This window comes from Streptomyces sp. NPDC102451, assembly GCF_044765485.1.
GTDB lineage: Bacteria > Actinomycetota > Actinomycetes > Streptomycetales > Streptomycetaceae > Streptomyces.
This window is the reverse complement of sequence record NZ_JBIWKD010000028.1, coordinates 1-19269: the sequence shown is the minus strand read 5'-3', so window position 1 is coordinate 19269 and position 19269 is coordinate 1. Positions and strand designations below refer to the sequence as shown.

General features: G+C 70.3%; 18 protein-coding genes. 12 read left to right on the top strand and 6 right to left on the bottom strand.

Annotated features, from left to right (window positions below):
- Positions 1-102: 102 nt before the first annotated feature.
- Positions 103-471: a VOC family protein gene (locus ACIRD8_RS35695; RefSeq protein ID WP_404001285.1), complete on the bottom strand. Its 369-nt coding sequence runs from the start codon at positions 469-471 to the stop codon at positions 103-105.
- A 209-nt stretch (positions 472-680) separates the two neighbouring features.
- The gene (locus tag ACIRD8_RS35690; RefSeq protein ID WP_404001399.1) at positions 681-1589 is read right to left on the bottom strand and encodes an SDR family NAD(P)-dependent oxidoreductase; all 909 of its coding nucleotides are present in this window, start codon (positions 1587-1589) and stop codon (positions 681-683) included.
- On the opposite strand from ACIRD8_RS35690, the gene ACIRD8_RS35685 reads away from it, so the two are divergent.
- Positions 1560-1916 carry a TetR/AcrR family transcriptional regulator gene (locus ACIRD8_RS35685; RefSeq protein ID WP_404001282.1) on the top strand — a complete coding sequence of 119 codons (357 nt, stop codon included), beginning with the start codon at positions 1560-1562 and terminating at the stop codon, positions 1914-1916. The genes ACIRD8_RS35690 and ACIRD8_RS35685 overlap by 30 nt on opposite strands.
- 203 nt (positions 1917-2119) lie before the next feature.
- On the opposite strand, the gene ACIRD8_RS35680 is transcribed toward ACIRD8_RS35685, so the two are convergent.
- Complete coding sequence (locus ACIRD8_RS35680) at positions 2120-3751, bottom strand: helix-turn-helix domain-containing protein (RefSeq protein ID WP_404001279.1); 1632 nt, start codon at positions 3749-3751, stop codon at positions 2120-2122.
- A gap of 127 nt (positions 3752-3878) precedes the next feature.
- Here ACIRD8_RS35680 and ACIRD8_RS35675 point away from each other — a divergent pair, with 127 nt between their 5' ends.
- From ACIRD8_RS35675 to ACIRD8_RS35635, 9 genes are all read left to right on the top strand, one after another.
- Positions 3879-5744: an SIP domain-containing protein gene (locus ACIRD8_RS35675; protein ID WP_404001276.1), complete on the top strand. Its 1866-nt coding sequence runs from the start codon at positions 3879-3881 to the stop codon at positions 5742-5744.
- 43 nt (positions 5745-5787) lie between these two features.
- Complete coding sequence (locus ACIRD8_RS35670; RefSeq protein ID WP_404001273.1) at positions 5788-6798, top strand: ABC transporter substrate-binding protein; 1011 nt, start codon at positions 5788-5790, stop codon at positions 6796-6798.
- Entirely contained in the window at positions 6795-7838 is a 1044-nt protein-coding gene (locus ACIRD8_RS35665; protein WP_404001270.1) for a FecCD family ABC transporter permease, read from the top strand. Before ACIRD8_RS35670 ends, ACIRD8_RS35665 begins: the two co-directional genes overlap by 4 nt.
- The gene (locus ACIRD8_RS35660; protein ID WP_404001267.1) at positions 7835-8893 is read left to right on the top strand and encodes a FecCD family ABC transporter permease; all 1059 of its coding nucleotides are present in this window, start codon (positions 7835-7837) and stop codon (positions 8891-8893) included. The genes ACIRD8_RS35665 and ACIRD8_RS35660 overlap by 4 nt, the downstream gene beginning before the upstream one ends.
- The gene (locus ACIRD8_RS35655; protein WP_404001264.1) at positions 8890-9744 is read left to right on the top strand and encodes an ABC transporter ATP-binding protein; all 855 of its coding nucleotides are present in this window, start codon (positions 8890-8892) and stop codon (positions 9742-9744) included. Before ACIRD8_RS35660 ends, ACIRD8_RS35655 begins: the two co-directional genes overlap by 4 nt.
- Positions 9737-10933 carry an alpha/beta hydrolase gene (locus ACIRD8_RS35650; protein ID WP_404001261.1) on the top strand — a complete coding sequence of 399 codons (1197 nt, stop codon included), beginning with the start codon at positions 9737-9739 and terminating at the stop codon, positions 10931-10933. Before ACIRD8_RS35655 ends, ACIRD8_RS35650 begins: the two co-directional genes overlap by 8 nt.
- Positions 10930-12690 carry an ABC transporter transmembrane domain-containing protein gene (locus ACIRD8_RS35645; RefSeq protein WP_404001258.1) on the top strand — a complete coding sequence of 587 codons (1761 nt, stop codon included), beginning with the start codon at positions 10930-10932 and terminating at the stop codon, positions 12688-12690. The genes ACIRD8_RS35650 and ACIRD8_RS35645 overlap by 4 nt, the downstream gene beginning before the upstream one ends.
- Entirely contained in the window at positions 12687-14453 is a 1767-nt protein-coding gene (locus ACIRD8_RS35640; RefSeq protein ID WP_404001255.1) for an ABC transporter ATP-binding protein, read from the top strand. The genes ACIRD8_RS35645 and ACIRD8_RS35640 overlap by 4 nt, the downstream gene beginning before the upstream one ends.
- Positions 14454-14581: 128 nt before the next feature.
- Positions 14582-14968 carry a hypothetical protein gene (locus tag ACIRD8_RS35635; protein WP_404001252.1) on the top strand — a complete coding sequence of 129 codons (387 nt, stop codon included), beginning with the start codon at positions 14582-14584 and terminating at the stop codon, positions 14966-14968.
- A gap of 94 nt (positions 14969-15062) precedes the next feature.
- Here the strand turns inward: ACIRD8_RS35635 and ACIRD8_RS35630 are convergent, their stop codons facing one another.
- Complete coding sequence (locus ACIRD8_RS35630; RefSeq protein ID WP_404001405.1) at positions 15063-15290, bottom strand: hypothetical protein; 228 nt, start codon at positions 15288-15290, stop codon at positions 15063-15065.
- Between the two features lie 108 nt (positions 15291-15398).
- On the bottom strand, positions 15399-16007 hold the full coding sequence (locus tag ACIRD8_RS35625) for a TetR family transcriptional regulator (RefSeq protein WP_404001249.1): 609 nt from the start codon (positions 16005-16007) through the stop codon (positions 15399-15401).
- Positions 16008-16101: 94 nt separating this feature from the next.
- Here ACIRD8_RS35625 and ACIRD8_RS35620 point away from each other — a divergent pair, with 94 nt between their 5' ends.
- The gene (locus ACIRD8_RS35620; RefSeq protein WP_404001247.1) at positions 16102-17142 is read left to right on the top strand and encodes an NAD(P)-dependent alcohol dehydrogenase; all 1041 of its coding nucleotides are present in this window, start codon (positions 16102-16104) and stop codon (positions 17140-17142) included.
- Between the two features lie 230 nt (positions 17143-17372).
- Here the strand turns inward: ACIRD8_RS35620 and ACIRD8_RS35615 are convergent, their stop codons facing one another.
- The gene (locus tag ACIRD8_RS35615) at positions 17373-18104 is read right to left on the bottom strand and encodes an SDR family oxidoreductase (RefSeq protein ID WP_404001244.1); all 732 of its coding nucleotides are present in this window, start codon (positions 18102-18104) and stop codon (positions 17373-17375) included.
- A gap of 94 nt (positions 18105-18198) precedes the next feature.
- Here ACIRD8_RS35615 and ACIRD8_RS35610 point away from each other — a divergent pair, with 94 nt between their 5' ends.
- A complete protein-coding gene (locus ACIRD8_RS35610; protein ID WP_404001241.1) occupies positions 18199-19050 on the top strand; it encodes a LysR family transcriptional regulator in 852 nt (283 codons plus the stop codon).
- Positions 19051-19269: the final 219 nt, after the last annotated feature.

Genomic DNA, 19269 nt, shown 5'->3' with positions numbered 1-19269 from the left:
CCGGCAGATCGGTGAGGCGCTGGGGCTGTAGGTCGGGGTGCGGGGCAGGCTGGAGCCGCTGCGCGGAATAGCCCACGATCAGCACATGCCCCAGGATCAGTGTCACCGGGCCGGGATCGGCTGAGTGAGGTTCACCGGGTTGCCGTCGGGGTCCTTGATGTGGGCGACGCGCTGTCCCCACGGCATGTCGTTGGGGCCTCCGCTGACCGAGCCGCCGAGCGCCTCCACCCGGGCGAGCGTCTCGTCGACGTCGTCGACACCGATGCTGAGCAGGATCCGCGGCGCCGCCCCGGTCCCCGGGTTCGCCTTGGCCACCAGCCCGAGGTCGGTGTCGCCGATGCGCAGGCCGAGGTAGAAGGCGGCGCCTTCCTCCGGTACCCGGAAGATCTTCTCAGCGCCGAACAATTTCGTATAGAAGCCGAGCAGAACGTCCTGGTCGGCAGTCAGGATCACGGGCTGGATGGTGGACATGGCACTCCTGTCGAGAACGGTCGTGTCGCTGGGCAGACCGTTCGAGGACGGTGAACTCATCGGCAGAACCACCCCGCCGGACGATCTACAACACAGACGGCCGGCAAGGACACCGTGCCCTACTGAACAGGTCTTAGGTTTCTCTTTCGGATCACTCTCACGCGCGTGCGGCACATTGCCCTGGTGCGGCACGCTGTGGCGAAGAGGGGTCAGACGCGGAGTAGGCCGATCGAGACGGCACAAAGGTGCTGGGCAGTGGCGGGGTCGAGCGCCCATTCCTTGACACCATGCGGGTGCTGCGCGAGGTCGGCGTCGTTCGGCACGGTGTAGGCCTCTTGCGCATCGTCGAGGTAGTGGCCTCCGGAGTGAGCGAACTCGGGGGCGACGGCCGCGACGATACTGGTGGCGGCCCCCTGCTCGACCGTTTTGTACGTGAAGACTCCGGCGGCCTCGGCCGCGTCGAGCGATGCCTTTTGTTCTGGTGTGAAGTTCCGCTGCAGTCCCGTCGCGATACCGCCGGGGTTCACCGCATTGGCGACGATGCCGTCGGCAGCCCAGAGGCGGGCCGCCTCGACGGCGAAGAGGGAGTTTGCCGTCTTCGACTGGGCGTAGGCGATCTGCGGGTCGTAGCTGCGGCGCTCGAAGTGCAGGTCGTCGAAGTCGATGCCGGACCGCATGTGCGCCGTCGAACTGACCGAGACGATTCGTGCTCCGTCACGGTCCGCCGCTCCTCGGGCCAGGGCGTGGTGAAGGCCGGTGGCCAGCGCGAAGTGGCCAAGATGGTTCGTCGCGAATTGCAGCTCCCAGCCCTCACGCGTTCGTTCGAGGCCGCCGGTGACCACGCCGGCGTTGTTGATCAGCAGGTGAAGCGGGCCGCTCCACGCATCGACGAACCGTGCGACGGTGGCCCTGTCGGCGAGGTCGAGTCGGACGACGCGGGGCCGACTTTCTCCGGTCGACCTGCCGATCGTCTCGGCGACGGCGTCACCAGCCGTCGTGTTCCGGACGGCGAGCGTCACTTCCGCCCCGGCAGCGGTCAGCGCACGAGCCGTCTCGATCCCGAGTCCGGAAGAGGCTCCACCCAGGCCTTGGATCGCGACATCGCCACGGTCGAACAGGTCCTGGCCGACAGCGGCCGCCCCCTTCCAGAGCGCCTCACTGAAGCATTCGACCAGTGGGCGGGCCGCTACATCGGTCCGCTGACGCGCGATGTCGCGACGGTCATCGAGGACAATCCCGACCTGCTCGGAGAGATCGTCAAGACCGCACCGCGACGTTTCGAGGAACTGATCACAGACGCCATCGCCGTCGAGTCAGGACGAGAGGCGGCCCTCCCTGCCGCGCAGACGATGATCAGCGCATCGATCGGCCTCAAGCATCAGGCCCCATCCCGGGAGTTCTACCTCGAACGACTGGCAGTCGCTATCGGTCTCCTGGTGCGCTGAAGACGCTTCGACGACGGACTGAGCCTCCGTGCGGCAGCACTGGGCGACATGGACATCCGCACTGCCCGCAGGTATGCGGCTAGGCCGCAGAGGCGGGAAACAGGCACTGCACTGCCGTCACGATGACCGTGCGGCGGGCGGCGAGGAAAGGCGTGCGCTGTTGCTCGTCCGCGGGCGGGCCGCTTCGCACCACAGCAACGGCGCTACTGGTTCCGCTCGGACTCGCGCTGCTGGTAGTCGCGTGGAGACAGTCCGTGGAAGCGGGAGAAGGCGGCACTGAACGTGGGTAGGTGGGCGTAGCCGGTCCGGCGCGCGACGGCGCTGGGCGGGGCGCCTCCGGCGAGCAGGTCGCGAGCGATGCGCATACGGGCGGCATAGCGCCAGCGCCCCAGTGTCATGCCTGTCTCGTCACGGAAGGCACGGTGGATCTCGGCGCGGACATCAGCATCATGCGTCCCGTCAGGCTCGCCGATACGACGCAAGTACTCCATCGCGACGGCACGCGCGCGCGGATCGGTGGGCATCGGCACCGACAGCGCTCGCTGCGCCGCGACCTGTTCCGCGAACAGGTCGAGGATGTGGCGGGGGTTGTGGTCGTCAGGACGCAGTCCTGACCGGGCGCTGATCGAGCAGAACATCAAGTAGTCGTCCCACGCAGGCGAGAACCGCACCTGCAGCGGCATGGTCAGCTGGAGGTCGCCGGTACTCGCGTTGCCCAGCGGCAGGGAGACGGAGTTCTCGCGGAGGCCGGTGACATGCTCCATTCCTGCGGGGATCCAGGTCGCCACCCCTCGCTCCCGCTCGTAGCGCCGGTCGCCGATGTCCAGGTACCCGCTGCCTCGGTACATCCAGCTGAGGACATGGATGTCGTTGGTGTGCGACGGCGTGCTGGCCGCGGGCAGCATCTCGGGCGCAGCGGGGGTGTCCGTCTTGCGCATCATCCGGATCAGGTCGTCGGTCTGCCGTGCCGCCGCTGCCCGTTGCGTCAGTCCGCCGGCGCCAGGTCGAGCGGAGAGCTCCCGTCCGAACTCGTGAGGGGTCAGTCCGAACCGTCCCTTGAAGGCCCGCGTGAGGCCGTTGCGGCTGGCGAAGCCCACTCGGGCGGCCACCTGGTCCACGTCGTAACCGGCGGAGAGGAGCTCCACGGCAGCGCCGAGTCGGCAGAGCAGTCGCCACTGCTCGAACGTGAGCTCGGTGTCGGCGAGGAAGTCACGGCGAAGGGTGCGCGCGCTGGAGAGCACCCGCGCAGCCCATTGCTCGACCGTGAGGTCGAGCGCGGGGTCCCGCATCAGTTCTTCGGCAACCGCTCCGGCGCCGAGGGCTCGTGGCATCGCCGGCGAGGCGAACCCCTCCGGGATCGCCTCTGAGATCGCCTCTGAGAGAGGCCTTCGCCCGACACCGGCGGGCGTCGGCGAGCGCGAGCCAGGGCGCCGAAGGAGCTCCTCGATCGCCTCGGGGGAGTATCCGCGGCCGCTGAAGGGAGTGACCTGGAGGTTGAAGAGCTGGATCAACCAGTCCTGCCAGCCACTGGGTACGTCGAACCGCGTCAGTTCCGACGGTCCCCAAGCGCCGACGCCGGCGTGGGGCCACAGCGGGAAGGCGACAGTGCCCGGCTCAGTGGTGATCGCGCGCTCCGCCCAGCCGTCTGCGGGGATCCAGGCGCCTTCGCCGGCCTCGAGGTGGAGCACCGGCCCGCCGTCGAGGCGCACGTGCGCCGCGCCGGTGCGAACCCAGAGCAGCAGCGGCCGAACGGACGCATCCGCCGGACCCAACCGCGCGGACGGAATCGGCGGCGGGTCACCGGTGCCTGCGGCGAACGAGAAGGGAACCACCATGTCCTAACTCTACGGCAGCCTGCGCACACCCTTTCAGGTAAGGTTCACCTAACTTTAGCAGTGCGCCCTCAGCCGATGCCGGTGCGCGACCCCTGCCCTCGAAGCGACCGGAAAGGTCAGTTCCCGCATGCCCAAAACCTCGCGCCGGCTCACCGTGCGCCCGCCGACCCTGCGTCAGGTCGAGGTGGTCCGGACCGTCGACATCACCCCGGGAATGCGGCGGGTCACGCTGAGCGGCGAACAGTTGCGTGCGTTCACCACTGCGGAGGGCCTCGTGCGGCCGGCCTTCGAGTCCCCGGGCTTCGACGACGACCTCGCGTTCTACTTCCCGTACCCGGGCCGGCGCGATCCGGTGCTCCCGGTCCAGGCCGAGGCCAAGTTGATCGTGCCCAAGGATCCTCGGCCTCTGTCGAGGGCCTACACGGTCCGCCGGTGGGACCCCGAGGCCGGCGAGCTGGACGTGGACTTCGCCAAGCACGGGGTGGGCGCGGGAACGACGTGGGCCTGTCGCACCCAGCCGGGTGACCGGATCCATCTCAGCGGCCCGAGCACGTCCAAGGCGTTCCCGGCCGGCGCCGACTGGTTGCTCGTGGCGGGTGACGAGACCGCGCTCCCCGCGATCGGCCGCCTGCTCGACGAGCTCCCGTCCGACGCCCGCGCGCAGGTGTTCATCGAGATCGCCGAGGACGCCCACCGCCAGGAGCTGCGCGAGCTGCCCGGGGTCGACGTGACGTGGCTGGTCCGCCCCGGCGCGGCAGCCGGGACCGTGCCGCTCCTCACCGAGACCGTCCGCGGTGCGGAGTGGTGGCCGGGCCAGGCGTTCGCATGGCTGGCCGGCGAGCACACGGCCGTCCGGGACATCCGCCGTCACCTGGTCGAGGACCGCGGCATGCCCAAGGAGGACATCGACTTCGCCGGCTACTGGCGTCGCTCCGAAGTCGTCGCACTGGAGACCGACGGGGCGGTACCCGACCCGGAGAGGACGGTCACCCCGTTCCAGAAGCTCAACGGCCTGACCGAGTTCGTCGCGCCGATCGCGATCCGCACCGCCGTCGAGCTGGGCGTTCCCGATCTCGTCTCCCGCGGCGTGACCGGCGTGGCCGAACTGGCCGCCAAGACCGGCGCCGACGAGCGCGCTCTGGGCAAGCTGCTGCGTTACCTGCACACCCTGGACGTGGTGACCGAGACAGAACCGCGGCACTACGCCCTGACGCCGGTCGGCGACGTCCTCACTCTCGAATTCATCGCCGACCGGCTCCACTCCGCCGGGGTGGTCGGTCGCCAGATGCTCGGGATCCACGGCCTCACGGAGTCGGTCCGCAGCGGCCGGCCCGCCTACGCCTCGGTCACCGGGCAGACCTTTGCCGACGTGCGAGCCGAACAGGACTACGAGAACCGTCACCTGGAGCGCCTGGCGAAGTTCCAGCCCGCACTGGCCGAACCGATCGCCACGTCCGGCCTGCTCGCCGGAGTCGAGCACCTGGTGGTCCACTCCGGTGGTGCCGGCGCCCACGCCCGTGAGTACGTCGCAGCCCACGAAAGGCTGCGCGTGACGATCTGCGCCCTGCCCGCCCAGGCCGACTGGCTGCGCCGCGACCTGCCCGCCACGATTCCCGACGAGCAGCAACGCACGCGGGTCAGCGTGCTGGAGCAGTCCGTCTTCGAGCCCAGCCCGGCGGCCGACGCCGTGCTCGTCAGCCGCGCCTTCAAGACCCTGCCCGACGCCGACGCTGCTCACGCACTACGCCGGGCAGCCGAGAACCTCGTCCCTGGCGGACGGGTGCTGCTGATCGAGGAGGTCTTCGACACCGACGAGCTCGACGAGCACGACGGCGAGGAAGACCTGATCGGCCTGGTCTGCCACGGCTCCGGCCTTCGCACCTCAGCGGAGCTGGACGCCGTCATCACCCGGGCCGGCCTCACGCGCAGGTCGGCGCACGCCGTCGGCCTGGGCGCCACCGTCCACGAGCTCCTCCGCTCCACCGCCGGCTGAACCCCTCACTCCGAGAACCAACACCGAGAAGAAGAGAACGCCCATGAGTAACACGCCCCTGATAAGACGCGGCGCAGCCCTTGCCGCCGTGCTGATGAGCGCGTCGCTCGTCCTCACCGCCTGCGGCGGTGACGGCGACGACACCGGCGGCAAGGCAGCCGCAACCCGCGGCGACAAGGCCGCCGAGACCCACAGCGTCAAGGCCGAGAACGGCACCATCGAGGTTCCCGTCGACCCCCGGCGCATCGTGACGATCGGCAACACGAACCTCCCCTTCATCGATCTGGGTGGCGAGCCGGTGGGCGTCACCGAGGTGTCCGACTCCGACCTCGACGTGCTGCCGGCGGAACAGAGGACTGCGTACGAGGCAGCCGAGATCGTCGGCAGCAGCGGTGGCGAGGTGGACCTCGAGAAGCTCGCCACCCTCAAGCCGGACCTCATCCTGGTCCAGTTCTCCTCGGACGACTGGGACAAGGTCGGCAAGCGGCTCGAGGCAATCGCCCCGACCGTTTCCTGGGGGCTCGACACCGAGTGGAAGGCCTTCGCCGACGCCATCGCGCAGGCCGGCAACGTCGCGGATGCACTCAGCCAGCAGAAGGCGGAGTTCAAGGAAAAGGTCACCACGATCCAGGAGACCTACGGCAAGATCATCAACGGCACCTCGTTCGTCGACGTCTCCCGCGGAGACTGGAGCGATCCCGGAACGTTCTACATCGCGGACATCGGTTGCTCCGAGATCGCCCGGGACGACATCGGGCTGGATCTCCCCGAGGCGGCCGAGGGCAAGGACCCGTTGGCGTACGAATCCCTGCCGTTCGAGCGGATCGGTGAGCTGTCCCGGTACGACGTGATCACCTACCCCGTCGACGCGGAAGGCCGGCCGGCAGAGCCGTTCAAGCCGGTGGCCGGGACCAACACCTGGAAGGCGCTGCCCGCCGTGAGTTCCGGTCGAGCGCTGGGAGTCTTCTGCCCCGGCAACAACTCCTACGGGCCCGTCAACCAGTACCTGGACTCGCTCGGCAGCGCGCTGGCGACCCTCCCCGGCAAGCAGTGACAGCCCTCGCCGTGCGGCAGGACGGTCCGGGCACCGAGAGAGTGCCCGGACCGCCTCGTCGTCTGCTCGGCCTGGTCGTCGCCCTGGTGGTACTGGTGGGCCTGCTGGTGCTGAGTGTCATGATCGGTTCGACGGCGATCGCGCCGTCAGTGGTGTGGGACGCGCTGTTCCACTCCTCGGCCGACATCGACCAGTTCGCGATCCGCGATTTCCGGCTGCCGCGCACGATCGTGGGTCTGGTCGTCGGCGTAGCCCTCGGTCTGTCGGGTGCGTTGATCCAGGCGCTCACCCGCAATCCCCTGGCCGATCCGGGTGTCCTCGGCGTCCATGCCGGTGCGTCCGTCGCGGTGACGGTCGCCGTGGGCCTGCTCGGGGTCCGCGACGTCCAGGGCTACATGTGGTTCGCGTTCGCGGGGGCACTGGTCGTCACGCTCCTGGTGCTGGCCTTCGGGTCGACACGGCAGGGCTCCTCGCCGGTGGTCATGGTGCTCGCCGGCGTCTGCGTCGGTGCCGTGCTCGGCGGTGCCAGGGAGGCGCTCCAGTTGTCGGATCCGGACGCCTTCGACGCGATGCGGAACTGGAACGCCGGGTCGATCGCGGGTCGCCCGCTCGAGGTCGTGTGGCCGGTCCTGCCGTTCTTCGCGGTGGCCCTCGTCCTGGCCTTCGCGGTGTCGGGCCCGCTCAACGCTCTGGCCCTGGGTGACGAGCTGGCGGTCGCCCAAGGGGTCCGGCTGGTACGCACCCGTGTTCTCGCGGTGATCGCACTCACCCTCCTTGCCGGTGGCGCCACCGCGATCGCCGGACCCATCGGATTCATCGGGCTCATGGTGCCGCACGTGGCCCGCTGGATCGTCGGCCCGCACCAACGCTGGATCTTCGCCTACAGCATTCTCCTCGCCCCGAGCCTGCTGCTGGGCTCCGACATTCTCGGCCGCCTCGTGATGAGTCCCGGCGAGATCCCCGTGGGTATCGTCACCGCCTTCGTCGGCGCCCCCGTCCTCGTCGCGCTGGTGCGGCAGAAGAAGTCGAGCGGACTATGAGCACGCACATGTCGCGGGTGGACTTCGGGCGGCGGGTGCTGGTGCTGAGGCACCGGCGTATCGCGGTACGGCTCCAGTGGCGCTCGGTCGTCATCTGCGCGGTGCTCGCGATCACGATCGCCTGTACAGCGGTGCTCGCCCTGATGACCGGCTCGTACGCGCTGGGCCCAGGGCAGGTGCTCGCCGCACTGACCGGCCGGGAGACCGGCGTCGTCCATGAGGTCGTGGTCGAGTGGCGGCTGCCCCGGGTGGCCGCGGCGCTGGTGTTCGGCGCGGCTCTGGGCGTGAGCGGCGCGGTCTTCCAGTCACTGATGCGCAACCCTCTCGCCGACCCCGGCATCGTCGGGTTCTCCCAGGGCTCCTACACCGGCGCACTGATCGTGATCCTGGTCGTCAACGGCACCTACGTACAGCTGGTCGGCGGGGCGCTGTTGGGCGGGATGGCCACCGCCGTCGCCGTGTACGTGCTGGCCTACCGGCGAGGGGTGCAGGGATTCCGGCTGATCATTGTCGGTATCGGCGTCTCGGCGATGCTCGGGTCGCTCAACACCTGGCTGATCCTCAAGGCCGACCTGGACCAAGCGATGTCCGCGGCCGCGTGGGGTGCCGGGTCGCTCAACGGCGTGTCCTGGGACCAGGTCGTCATCGGCGGCGCCTGCATCGCCGGACTCCTGCTGCTGGCCGGGATGTTGAGCCGGCCGATGCGGCAGATGGAGCTGGGTGACGACGCGGCCGCCTCACAGGGGGTACGGGTCTCGCCCGCACGCCTCGGCCTGATCCTGGTGGGAGTGGCGCTGACGGCGACGGTCACGGCCGCGTCGGGGCCGATCGCGTTCATCTCTCTGGTCGCCCCGCAGATCGGACGCCGGCTCGCCCGCACCGCCGGGATCACCCTCGCCCCCGCCGCCTTCGTCGGCGCGCTGCTGTGCCTGGCGTCGGACTACCTCGCCCAGCACGTCGCCCCCACCCCGCTGCCGGTCGGCATCATCACCGTCGTGCTCGGCGGCGGCTACCTCGGATACCTGCTGTTCACCGAAGCCAGGAGACGCCTGTGAGCGCAACCCCGGCCGACACCCCGCGCCTCCGTGTGGAGTCGGCGACGATCGGCTACGACAAGCGGATCATCTCCGAGCAGCTCTCGGTGGCGATCCCCGACGAGTCGTTCACGGTCGTCGTCGGCCCGAACGCGTGCGGCAAGTCCACCCTGCTGCGCAGCCTGTCCCGGCTGCGGAAGCCGTCGGCCGGTCAGGTCGTCCTCGACGGTGCCGACATCAGCTCCTACAGGACCAAAGAGGTGGCGCGGCGGGTCGGACTGCTGCCGCAGACCTCGATCGCCCCGGACGGGATCACCGTCGCCGACCTCGTGGCCCGGGGACGCTACCCCCACCAGGGGTTCATCCGGCAGTGGACCGAGGACGACGAGCGGGCCGTGCTCAGGGCGATGCAGCGGACCTCGGTCGCCGGCCTGTCCGGGCGCCTGGTGGACGAGCTGTCGGGCGGGCAGCGTCAGCGCGTGTGGGTGGCGATGGCGCTCGCGCAGCACACCGACATCCTGCTCCTCGATGAACCGACCACCTTCCTCGACATCACCCACCAGATCGAGCTGATGGAGCTGTTCACCGACCTGCACCACGTCGGCCACACCCTGGTCGCGGTCCTGCACGACCTGAACCACGCTGCCCGCTACGGCACCCATCTGATCGCCATGAAGGACGGCGCCGTGGTCGCCGAGGGCACTCCCGACGAGGTCGTCACGGCCGAGCTGGTCGAGGAGGTGTTCGGCCTGCGCTGCCTCGTGGTGCGCGATCCGGTGGCCGGCAGCCCCCAGGTGGTGCCGCTCGGCCGCGAACGGACCCGGCAGAGGTACGCCGACGACACAGGCATGGAGAGTGCGCGAAATGGCTGATCCGTCGGTCGCGAAGCTGTCGGCCGGTGAGTGGAGCCCGGAAAGGTTCAGACGGCACGTCGAGGAGGCGGGTGCACCTCTTGTCGAGCGGGTCTCTGCGGACGAGGTGGAGGTGACGTTCGTCGACGAGCCCGGGGACGACACGGCGGTCACCCTCGCGGTGGTGATCGGGCCCAGAATCGGCTTCAACCCGATCGAGGGGGAATTCGCCCCGGTGGCGGGGACGCCGTTCCGCGTCCTCACCCTGCGGATGCGCTCCGACCTGCGTTTCTCGTACGTGTTCGCACGACGTGGGCCGACGGGTGGGGTTGAACGGGTCCCGGACCCGTTCAACCCGCCACCGAGGTTCTCGGAGTGCTCGGTGGAGCGGTTCTCCGGGGCCTCGGTGGCGGTGCTGCCCGACGCGGCGCCGTTGCCCTGGCTCGATCAGGCCGAGGCGCGGCCGGCCCCGGCAGTGGAACCTGCCGTGCTGGCGAGCCAGTTCCTGGGAGACGAACGCCGCATCTGGGTCTCGATGCCGCCGGGAGAGTTCTCGGACGAGAGCGCACTGCCCTTCGTGATCCACTTGGACGGGACGCCGGAACACAGCGCGCCCAGCGTTCGTGACGCCCTGGTCCGGGCAGGACTGATCCGCCCCTGCGCGGTGGTCCTGGTCGGCCAGCCCGCACCGCAGCGCGACAAGGAGCTGCTCTGCAACCCGGCGTTCTCCCGGATGCTGGTCCAGGAACTGCTGCCGTGGCTCCACGACCGGTATCCGCTCTCGCGGGACCCCGGTGACGTCGCGCTGGCCGGCGAGAGCTTCGGCGGTCTGTGCGCCGGCTGGACAGCGCTCCACCACCCGGCGGTGTTCGGCAACGCCATCCTCCAGTCCCCGTCGTGCGGGTACCACCCTGACCTCAGGTGGGGCACCGGGTCCGGTGAGCTGCTGCGCCGCACCCCCGTACCGACGCTGATCGACGCATACCTGACCGCGGAAACGGCACCGGTCCGCATCTTTCACGACGCCGGTGAGCTGGAGGGCTCGAACACCCACAGCCGCTGGCTGGACCACGTACTCACCGGAAAGGGCTACGGCACCCTCTACAGGGAGTTCGCCGGCGGACACGACTACGCGTGGTGGCGAGGACTCTTCGCCGACGCCCTCCTCTGGTGCTTCCCGCTCAGGAGCAGGGATCGGAGCCGGGCATGAGGAACTCCCGGCGCTTCCCGGGCGCCGACACCGCAGGCCTGGGGCGGGGACCGCTGACCCGCCGGCTGCCGGTGCTCCTGCTCGCTCCCGCCGAACCACTCGGTGCCCGGCCGTTCGAGTCCGGGCCGGGGACCACCCCGGACCGGTTCCTGCTGCGCGTGATCTTCTCGGTGAGGCGGGTCAGCGTTCCCGCGATGCTGCTGGCGATCGTGTGGCAGGTGGGCGAGTCCGCGGTCCCGGTGGTGATGGGACTCGCGATCGACCGGGCCGTCGCGACCGGGGACGAGGGACAACTGGTCCTGTGGCTCGGCGTGCTGGGGGCCCTCTACACCGCGCTGACGTCGGCGGCGAGGCTCTCGCTGCGGCTGACCGCCCATGCGGTGCAGGTACTGCAGCACCGACTCCGCGGCACCCTCTCCACGGGCGTGCTGCACCCGGTCGGCGGCACCGCCCGTGCGCCGGGCGGCAACGTGGTCTCGGTGATGACGAGCGACGTCGCGCGCCTGTCCAACGCGGTGATCCTGACGATCATCCCCGTCTCGAGGATCACAGCCATCGGATTCATCGCGGTGTCGCTGCTGGCGACGCACTGGCTGCTCGGACTGGTGGTGCTGTTCGGGGCGCCGGTCGCGGTCTGGTCGATGGGCGTGCTCAGCGAGCGGCTCTCCCGGGACACCCGCGCGTACCAGGAGCTGCTGGCCTCCACGGTCGGCAAGGCCACGGACCTGGTCACCGGCTACCGGGTGATCAAGGGGATGCGCGCCGAGGCCGAAGCGACCAGCCGGTACCGGCGGGCGAGCCAGGAGACCCTTGCCGGCGCCAGGCGCAACGCGGGCCTGCTGGGAAGGTTCCTCGTGGGCTCGGGCGTGGTCAGCGGCACGTTCGTCGCCGCGGTGCTGGGGCTGGCGGGCTGGTTCGCCGTGGACGGACAGCTCAGCATCGGCGGGCTGATCACCGCCGTCGGCCTGGCCCAAGCGCTGCTGCCGCAGATCCAGGCGATCGCGAGCACATCCGTCCCCAACCTCGCCGGCGCCCGCGCCTCATCCGTGCGCGTCCTCGACGTGCTGCGGGACAACGCCACGTCGACGGCCGGATCCGATGACGCGACCCGGCGGGAGGTCGCCGCGCTGCCGGAGCTGGACGTGTTCGTGCCGAGCATCTCCGGGCCCGGCGTGACGATCCGGGTCGCGCCCGGCGAGCTCGTGGGCGTGTGCGCCGACGACAGGACCGCCGCCCGGGTCGTCGAGGCGCTGCTGGACCCGCGGGCCGAGGGAGGGGCCGTGGCGCGGCTCGACGGGATCGCGGCGCGGGGGCTGTCCCCCGTCGAGTACCGGTCCCGGGTCACCGTCGCGCCGCACCACGCCACACTGTTCAGCGGCACCCTCCGCGACAACATCGCCGTGCTCGCGGGCGGGCCCGAACACGTGGACGCCGCAGTGCGGGCCGCCGCTTGCGACGACTTCGCGGCCGACCTCGACGTCCCGGCCGGCGAGGGCGGCAACCGGCTCTCGGGCGGCCAGCGCCAGCGGGTCGCGCTCGCCCGGGCCCTGGCGAGCGACGCGCCGGTGCTCGTCCTGCACGACCCGACCACCGCGGTCGACTCGGTCACCGAGCACACGATCGCAGGCCGGCTGCGCGGCATCCGGGCAGGCCGCTCGACGCTGCTGATCGCCTCGGCCCCGGCGCTGCTCGCTGCCTGCGACCGCGTCGTCGAGCTGCCCGACAACGTACCCGCGACCTCAAGGACGGTGCTGTGAACGGCACTTACGCAGTGCCCGGGACCGCAGTGCCCGAGACCGCGGCTTCCGATGCCGGGCTGCCCGGGCTGCCGGTCGCGAGCGGCCGCGAGACGGCCAGGGAGCTGTGGCGGCTCAGCCGCGGGTACCGGCTCCGGCTCGCCGCGACCGGGGTGCTGGGGATCGTCAGCACCGGCGTCGACCTGATCGTTTCCGTGACGATCGGATTCCTCGTCGACCGCGTCCAGGCCGGCACCGCAGACCTCGCCACCGTACTGACGGTCACGGTCGTCATGGCGCTCGCGGCAGTTCTCGGCGCTGCGGGCACCGCGCTGACGATCGTGCTGGCCACCCGCGTCTACCACTCCATCCTCGCCGCGCTGCGCGAGCAGCTCGTGAGCCGCGCCATGACGCTCCCCCAGCACCTCGTCGAGCGCGCCGGCACCGGAGACCTGATCTCCCGGTCCAGCGACGACGTCACCGCGGTCGCCGACGCCGCCCCCGCCGTGATCCCGGTGCTCACGGTCACCGCCTTCACCGTCGTCGTGTCGCTGGGCGGGCTCGCGGCGCTGGAATGGCCCTACGCGGCCGCCTTCGCCGTCGTGCTGCCGGTCTACGTGCTGGCCGTGCGGTGGTACCTGCGCATCGGACTGGGGGTCTACCGCGCCGAGCGCACGGCGATGAGCGCGCGTGCCCAGCAGATCCTCGAGTCCCAGCGCGGCTACGCCACCGTGCTCGGCTTCGGGCTCGCCGAGCAGCGACACCGGGCGGTGATGACGGACTCCTGGCGCGTCGCGCGGCAGTCGCTACGCGCACGCACCGTGCTGAGCATGCTCAATGCCCGGCTCAACCTCGGGGAGTGCCTGAGCCTGGCCGCCGTACTCGTCGTCGGCTTCGTCCTCGTCGACCACAACGCATCGACCGTCGGCGGCGCCACCACCGCCATGCTGCTCGTGCTACGCCTGCTCGGACCGGTCAACCAGCTGCTGCTGGTCATCGACACCCTCCAGTCCGCCCTCGCGTCGCTGAGTCGCATGATCGGGGTCGTCACGATTCCGTTCAGCTCGTCGGATGTACCGGCGCAGGCCGCGAGCACCGCCGTACAGCTCGACGAGGTCTCATTCCGTTACGGTCAGGGGCCACGGGTGCTCGACGACATCACCCTCAGCATCCCGTCCGGTCGGCGCGTGGCCGTGGTCGGCGTGTCCGGGGCAGGCAAGACCACGCTTGCCGGCGTGGTCGCCGGCACCCATCTGCCTGAGGCCGGGAGGGTGACTCGCCCCAGCCGCACCGCGATGATCAGCCAGGAGGTCCACGTCTTCGCGGGCACCCTGCGCGACAACCTCACCCTTGCCGCGCCCGGGGCCACCGACCGCGACCTCCATACAGCGTTGGAGGCCACAGGCGCCGCATCGATCCTCGATGTCCTCCCCGACCGGTTGGACACCCTGCTGGGTGTCGGCGGACACCCGCTCACCGACGCACAGGCGCAGCAACTCGCCCTCGCCCGCCTGCTGCTCACCGACGCCGATCTGGTGATCCTCGATGAAGCGACCGCCGAGGCCGGATCCACGTACGCCGGACAGCTCGACCGCGCTGCCGACGCCGTCCTCGCCGGGCGCACCGCGGTCGTAGTCGCGCACCGTCTCTCCCAAGCAGCAACCTGCGACCGGATCATGGTGATGGAGCGCGGCAGGATCATCGAGACCGGCACCCACGGAGAGCTGGTCGATGCCGGTGGTGTGTATGCCGGGCTGTGGACGGCCTGGGAGGCCGCTCGGTGACACCAGCATGACCAGGCCAGGATTCGCCGCAGTCCGCTTGGCGGTAGCTGTACGGGAACAGGGCCCCGTGGGGGTGCTCCCGGCCTTGCCGCCGTGTCCTCTCCGCTCCCCCGCGGTGTTGGGGGTACATGCGCAAAATCCTGTACTTCGGTGCCGCCCTGGCCTTGCCGCTCGTGATGACTACCGCCGGGCCCGCAATGGCCGACAGCAGCTCCTGCACACACCATTTCGGCGGACCTCAGATCTGCATCCGTCTGGAGGGCCGTAACGACTACAACGCTGTGACGGCCATCTGGTCGAACCCGCCGAAGAAGATCAAGAGCAGGGCCGTGAGCCTGTACTGGAACGGGGACCATTACGACAGCGCAACCGCGAAGCGAGTGGGCAAAACCCTCAGCTACAGGTGGTCGACCATGGACACCGGCACCAACACCAGGCTCTGCGTACGGTTCAAGGGCAGCAACCGCATGGCCTGCGAGACGACCAAGTACATCGGGAACCGGGTCAATCTCTGAGGGTCCGCCAATTCCTCGCGCCCGTAGGGCCGGCTGCAGCCGTGGGCGCCCGCAGCCGGCTCGAAGGGCTGCGGGCGCCTCGCCGGGCCGGACCTCAGCGGTCGACGCCGTCCTTGTCGAGGTCACGGTGGACCAAGCCGACGACCGGGTGGTGCCCACCCGGGTCATGCCCCGGATCCTCCGTCACGGGCACGCACTCGGCGAGCAGGTCGACGACGTCGCGCCAGGCTCGCTGCGCGTGCCGTGGGTGGTAGCCGACGCCGTCGGCCCCGAGCAGGCTGCCCCGGACCTGTCCATCCGGGGCGACAGAACCCGGGCCCACGTGCCCCGCAGGGGGAAGTAGCCGCAGTTCCGGCGTGAGACTGGACTCCGGTCCTGGCCGGAGCCCCAGGCAACGTGCGTGAGCGTCACCAGGGGGTGTCGGTGGCAGTCATGAGGGGGATGCTTCGCCTCTGCCGGCCGCGGTGGCGCTCTGGACGCAGTCGCGGAGCAGGGCTCGGCGCCGGTCATGTACGTCATCGGGTTCTTGGCTGCTGGCCGCATATACGTTGCTGACCGGTGACCAGGCCATGGACATGGCGATGACCATGGCCATGATGTCGAACGGGTCACCTGCGCGGACCCGCCCCGCGGCCTGGGCCTCGGCGATGGCCGTGAGCTTGCGGTCGTCGTAGTGCTGGTGGGTCTCGACGAGGTGCCCGGCAGGCCGCCGCTCCAGTCGCGTCCAGGTCGCAAGGCGGATGAGGTCGGGGCGGCGCAGGTATTCGTCGTAGAGACGAACGGCCCACTCCGCGAGATCGTCGGCGTCGATGGGCACGACATTGGTGATGCGCTCCAGCGAGCCGAGGAAGATCGCGTCGAAGAGTCGCTCCTTGTCGCCGAAGTAGGCGTAGAGCTGCGCCTTGTTGGTGCGCGCCGCCGTCACTATGCGCTCGATGCGCGCTCCGGCGATGCCGTGCTGGGCGAACTCTTCGGTGGCGGCGTCAAGGATGCGCTGGTAGGTCGCGGCGCCTCGCGAGGTCTGGGGCTGTTCCGGCATGCCCGCAGCCTACCAAACAGAACAGTTGGTTTGCCTTGGGGTGCGGTCGGGCTTACGCTGGAACAGACAGAACAGTCTGTTTAAGGAGTCACGTATGCGAACGCCCACCGGATGGCAGGCGGCCGGCCCGACGGCGCTGCGGCGCGCGTCGCTGGAGCGCCGTGACCTCCGCCCCGATGACATCGCGGTGCGGGTCGACTACTGCGGCGTGTGCCACACCGACCTGCACGCCCTGGACGCCTACGACCAGCACGCGGAAGCGCCCCTGGTCCCCGGTCACGAATTCACCGGCGTGGTGACCGGGACCGGCCCCGAGGTGACCGCCTTCTCGGTCGGCGACCACGTCGCGGTGGGCAACATCGTCGACTCCTGCGGCGTGTGCGCCATGTGCGAAGCCGGACAGGAGAATTTCTGCCACTCCTTCCCGACGCTGACCTACGGCGGCACCGACCGGCAGGACGGGTCGGCCACCCTGGGCGGCTACTCCCGCGAGTACGTCGTGCGCGACGCCTTCGCCTACCCGCTCCCCTCCGGCCTCGACCCGGCCGCGGCCGCCCCGCTGATGTGCGCCGGCGTCACCGTCTGGGAGCCCCTGCGCGCCCTCGGCGTGGGCCCCGGCAGTCGCGTCGCCGTGGCCGGCCTCGGCGGCCTGGGCCACCTCGCGGTCAAGATGGCCGTGGCACTCGGCGCCACCACGACCGTCATCAGCCGCACCCGGGACAAGCGCGACGACGCCCGCAAGCTCGGCGCTCACGACCTCATCGCGTCCACCGACACCGAGCAGATGGCCGCGGCACTCGACACCTTCGACGTCGTCATCGACACCATCTCCGCCCCTCACGACCTCGCGCCGTATCTGAAGCTGGTGGCGGTGGACGGCACCCTCAGCCTCCTCGGGTACCTGGGCCCCATCACGGTCGAGGCCATGGACCTGCTCATCGGCCGCAAGAAGCTCAGCTCCGCGGGCAGCGGAGGCCGCCCGGCGACAGCCGAGATGCTCCAGTCCTGCGCCGACAACAGCATCGCCGCCGACGTCGAGGTCCTCCCGTCGTCACAGGTGGACACGGCACTCGACCGCCTCCGGCGAAACGACGTCCGCTACCGCTTCGTGCTCGACATGTCCGACCTGGACTGAGGCGACAGCGCGACAGCCGGCCGGGCCATGGGGTGGGCGGCGGCCGAATTCACCGCGAGACGGTCGGGTTGTCGAGGTGGCAGCGGGCGTTCAGGCGTCAGGGTCGACCTCGGAGTGAGCACCTTATGCGACGTACGACGCCGCGGGCACCGAGATCTCCCCAGCGTCCCCCGGGGCCCACGGCTTGTTCCGAAGCCGCCCACTCCGGCGGGTGATGACCGCCGCGCACTTCACCAGGGCACTGCGCCGGCGTCGTCGAAGAACCCGCCGGTCGGACCGTCGTCGGGCAGGGTCGCCAGCGTGATGGCGATCGCCGCGCCCTGTTCGGGGGTGCGCACGCCGCGGTGGCCGTTGAGGTCGGTCGCGACGTAGCCGGGGCAGCCCATGTTGATCAGGATGTTCGTGCCGCTCAACTCCCGGGCGTACTGCAGGGTGACGGCGTTCAGGAACGTCTTCGACGGCGCGTACGCCACGGCCACCGGCCCCGCCGTCAGCTCAGCGGAGGTTCCTGACTGCCGGGTGAGGGAGCCGACACTGCTGGACATGTTCACGATCCGCGGCGAGGCGGAGCGGCGCAGCAAAGGCATCATCGCGTTGGTGACGCGGATGACGCCGATCACATTGGTCTCCACGACCGTCCGGATGGTGGCGGGATCGACCAGGGTGGGATCCTGCGGCATCCCGCCGGTGATAGCGGCGTTGTTGACGAGCACGTCGAGGTGCCCCGCCTGTTCCTCGATCAGCCGCGCGGCGGCGGTCACGCTCGCGTCGTCGGTCACGTCCAGTGGTACGCCGAACGCGTCGACGCCGGCCGCGCGCAGTCGCTCCACCGCTGCCTCACGGCGCCGATCGTCTCGGGCACCGACGCCAACGCTCCAGCCGAGGGCGCCCAGGCCCACGGCGATCTCGTAGCCAATTCCCTTGTTCGCACCGGTGACCAGCGCAGTCGTTCGTTCGCTCATGGGGACCATGCTGTCCTTGGAACCCGCCGGGGGTCCAAGACCGATCCGATGGTCAACGATACCGACAGGGTATTGAACCGGGTAGCGTGGCTGCATGGAGACCCGGGAACTGCGGTATTTCGTCGCCGTCGCCGAAGAGCTGCACTTCGGGCGCGCAGCCCAGCGACTCGGAATCGCGCAGCCGCCCTTGTCACGGGCCATCCAGCAACTGGAACGCCGGCTCGGGGCAGTGCTGCTGGATCGGACCAGCCGTACCGTCACGCTGACCGAGGCCGGCTCGGTGCTCTTGGTCGAGGGCCGGGCAGCCCTCGCTGCGGTCGGCGCCGCCGAGCGTCGGACCCGCCGCGCCGCCCTTTCCGCGACCGGCGGTCCCGGCCTGGTCCTGGTGGCGAAAGCCAGCGCGTCCCGCGAACTGCTGGCGAAACTGCTCGACGCGTACGCCGCCGAACCCGGCGCGGTCCCCGTCGACGTCATCCTGTGCGGCCCGGCCGAGCAGGAACGACTCCTGCGCGAGGGCCGGGCCGACGTGGCGCTGCTGCACCGGCCGTTCGACTCGACGGCTGGGTTCCACACCGAGGAGCTCAGCGCGGAGGGCCAGGTGGCGGTCCTGCCTGCCGGGCATCCGCTCACGGTCCGAGACCATGTGCTCATGGCCGACATCACCGGGCTGCCGGGCCTGCCTCTGCCGCGCTGGCCCGGCCCCGACGGCACCTGTCCGCCCGGCCCCGGCCCGCAGGTCCGCGACCAAGCGCAGTTGCTGCAGCTCGTCGCGCTCGGCCGGGCCTGCGCGGTCTCACCGGAGTCGTGCCGGGCCCAACTGCCCGGTGACCTCGCCGCCGTGCCCGTGCTGGACGCGCCGAAAGTCACCACCGTCATCGCCTGGCCCCCGCACAGCCGGTCCAGAGCCGTCGCCGACCTTGTCCGCGCTGCGACACGTCTCCAGTAGTTCCAACGAGCCTGGCTGGTTCCACCTATAGCGGCCCGTGAGCCCCCGCTGAGCATTCGGGTCACCGGACACCCTGCATGAGACACCGTCAGCGCAGGTCGATCATCCCGGCCGAGCCGGTGTCAGAAGCCGTTTCTCTACCGGGCGTGATCGTTTGATTGTCGCTGGTCAGGCATGGTTTCGGAGGAGGTGAGGGAGAGTCTCGACGTTCTGTTCCGC

What these genes read in the sequence shown, in the direction of transcription:
- ACIRD8_RS35675 (WP_404001276.1), top strand. Translation starts at nt 3,879, where the DNA reads ATGCCCAAAACCTCGCGCCGGCTCACCGTGCGCCCGCCGACCCTGCGT.
- ACIRD8_RS35645 (WP_404001258.1), top strand. Translation starts at nt 10,930, where the DNA reads ATGAGGAACTCCCGGCGCTTCCCGGGCGCCGACACCGCAGGCCTGGGG.
- ACIRD8_RS35635 (WP_404001252.1), top strand. Translation starts at nt 14,582, where the DNA reads ATGCGCAAAATCCTGTACTTCGGTGCCGCCCTGGCCTTGCCGCTCGTG.
- ACIRD8_RS35615 (WP_404001244.1), bottom strand. Translation starts at nt 18,104, where the DNA reads ATGAGCGAACGAACGACTGCGCTGGTCACCGGTGCGAACAAGGGAATT.
- ACIRD8_RS35650 (WP_404001261.1), top strand. Translation starts at nt 9,737, where the DNA reads ATGGCTGATCCGTCGGTCGCGAAGCTGTCGGCCGGTGAGTGGAGCCCG.
- ACIRD8_RS35610 (WP_404001241.1), top strand. Translation starts at nt 18,199, where the DNA reads ATGGAGACCCGGGAACTGCGGTATTTCGTCGCCGTCGCCGAAGAGCTG.
- ACIRD8_RS35620 (WP_404001247.1), top strand. Translation starts at nt 16,102, where the DNA reads ATGCGAACGCCCACCGGATGGCAGGCGGCCGGCCCGACGGCGCTGCGG.
- ACIRD8_RS35670 (WP_404001273.1), top strand. Translation starts at nt 5,788, where the DNA reads ATGAGTAACACGCCCCTGATAAGACGCGGCGCAGCCCTTGCCGCCGTG.
- ACIRD8_RS35695 (WP_404001285.1), bottom strand. Translation starts at nt 471, where the DNA reads ATGTCCACCATCCAGCCCGTGATCCTGACTGCCGACCAGGACGTTCTG.
- ACIRD8_RS35625 (WP_404001249.1), bottom strand. Translation starts at nt 16,007, where the DNA reads ATGCCGGAACAGCCCCAGACCTCGCGAGGCGCCGCGACCTACCAGCGC.
- ACIRD8_RS35680 (WP_404001279.1), bottom strand. Translation starts at nt 3,751, where the DNA reads ATGGTGGTTCCCTTCTCGTTCGCCGCAGGCACCGGTGACCCGCCGCCG.
- ACIRD8_RS35660 (WP_404001267.1), top strand. Translation starts at nt 7,835, where the DNA reads ATGAGCACGCACATGTCGCGGGTGGACTTCGGGCGGCGGGTGCTGGTG.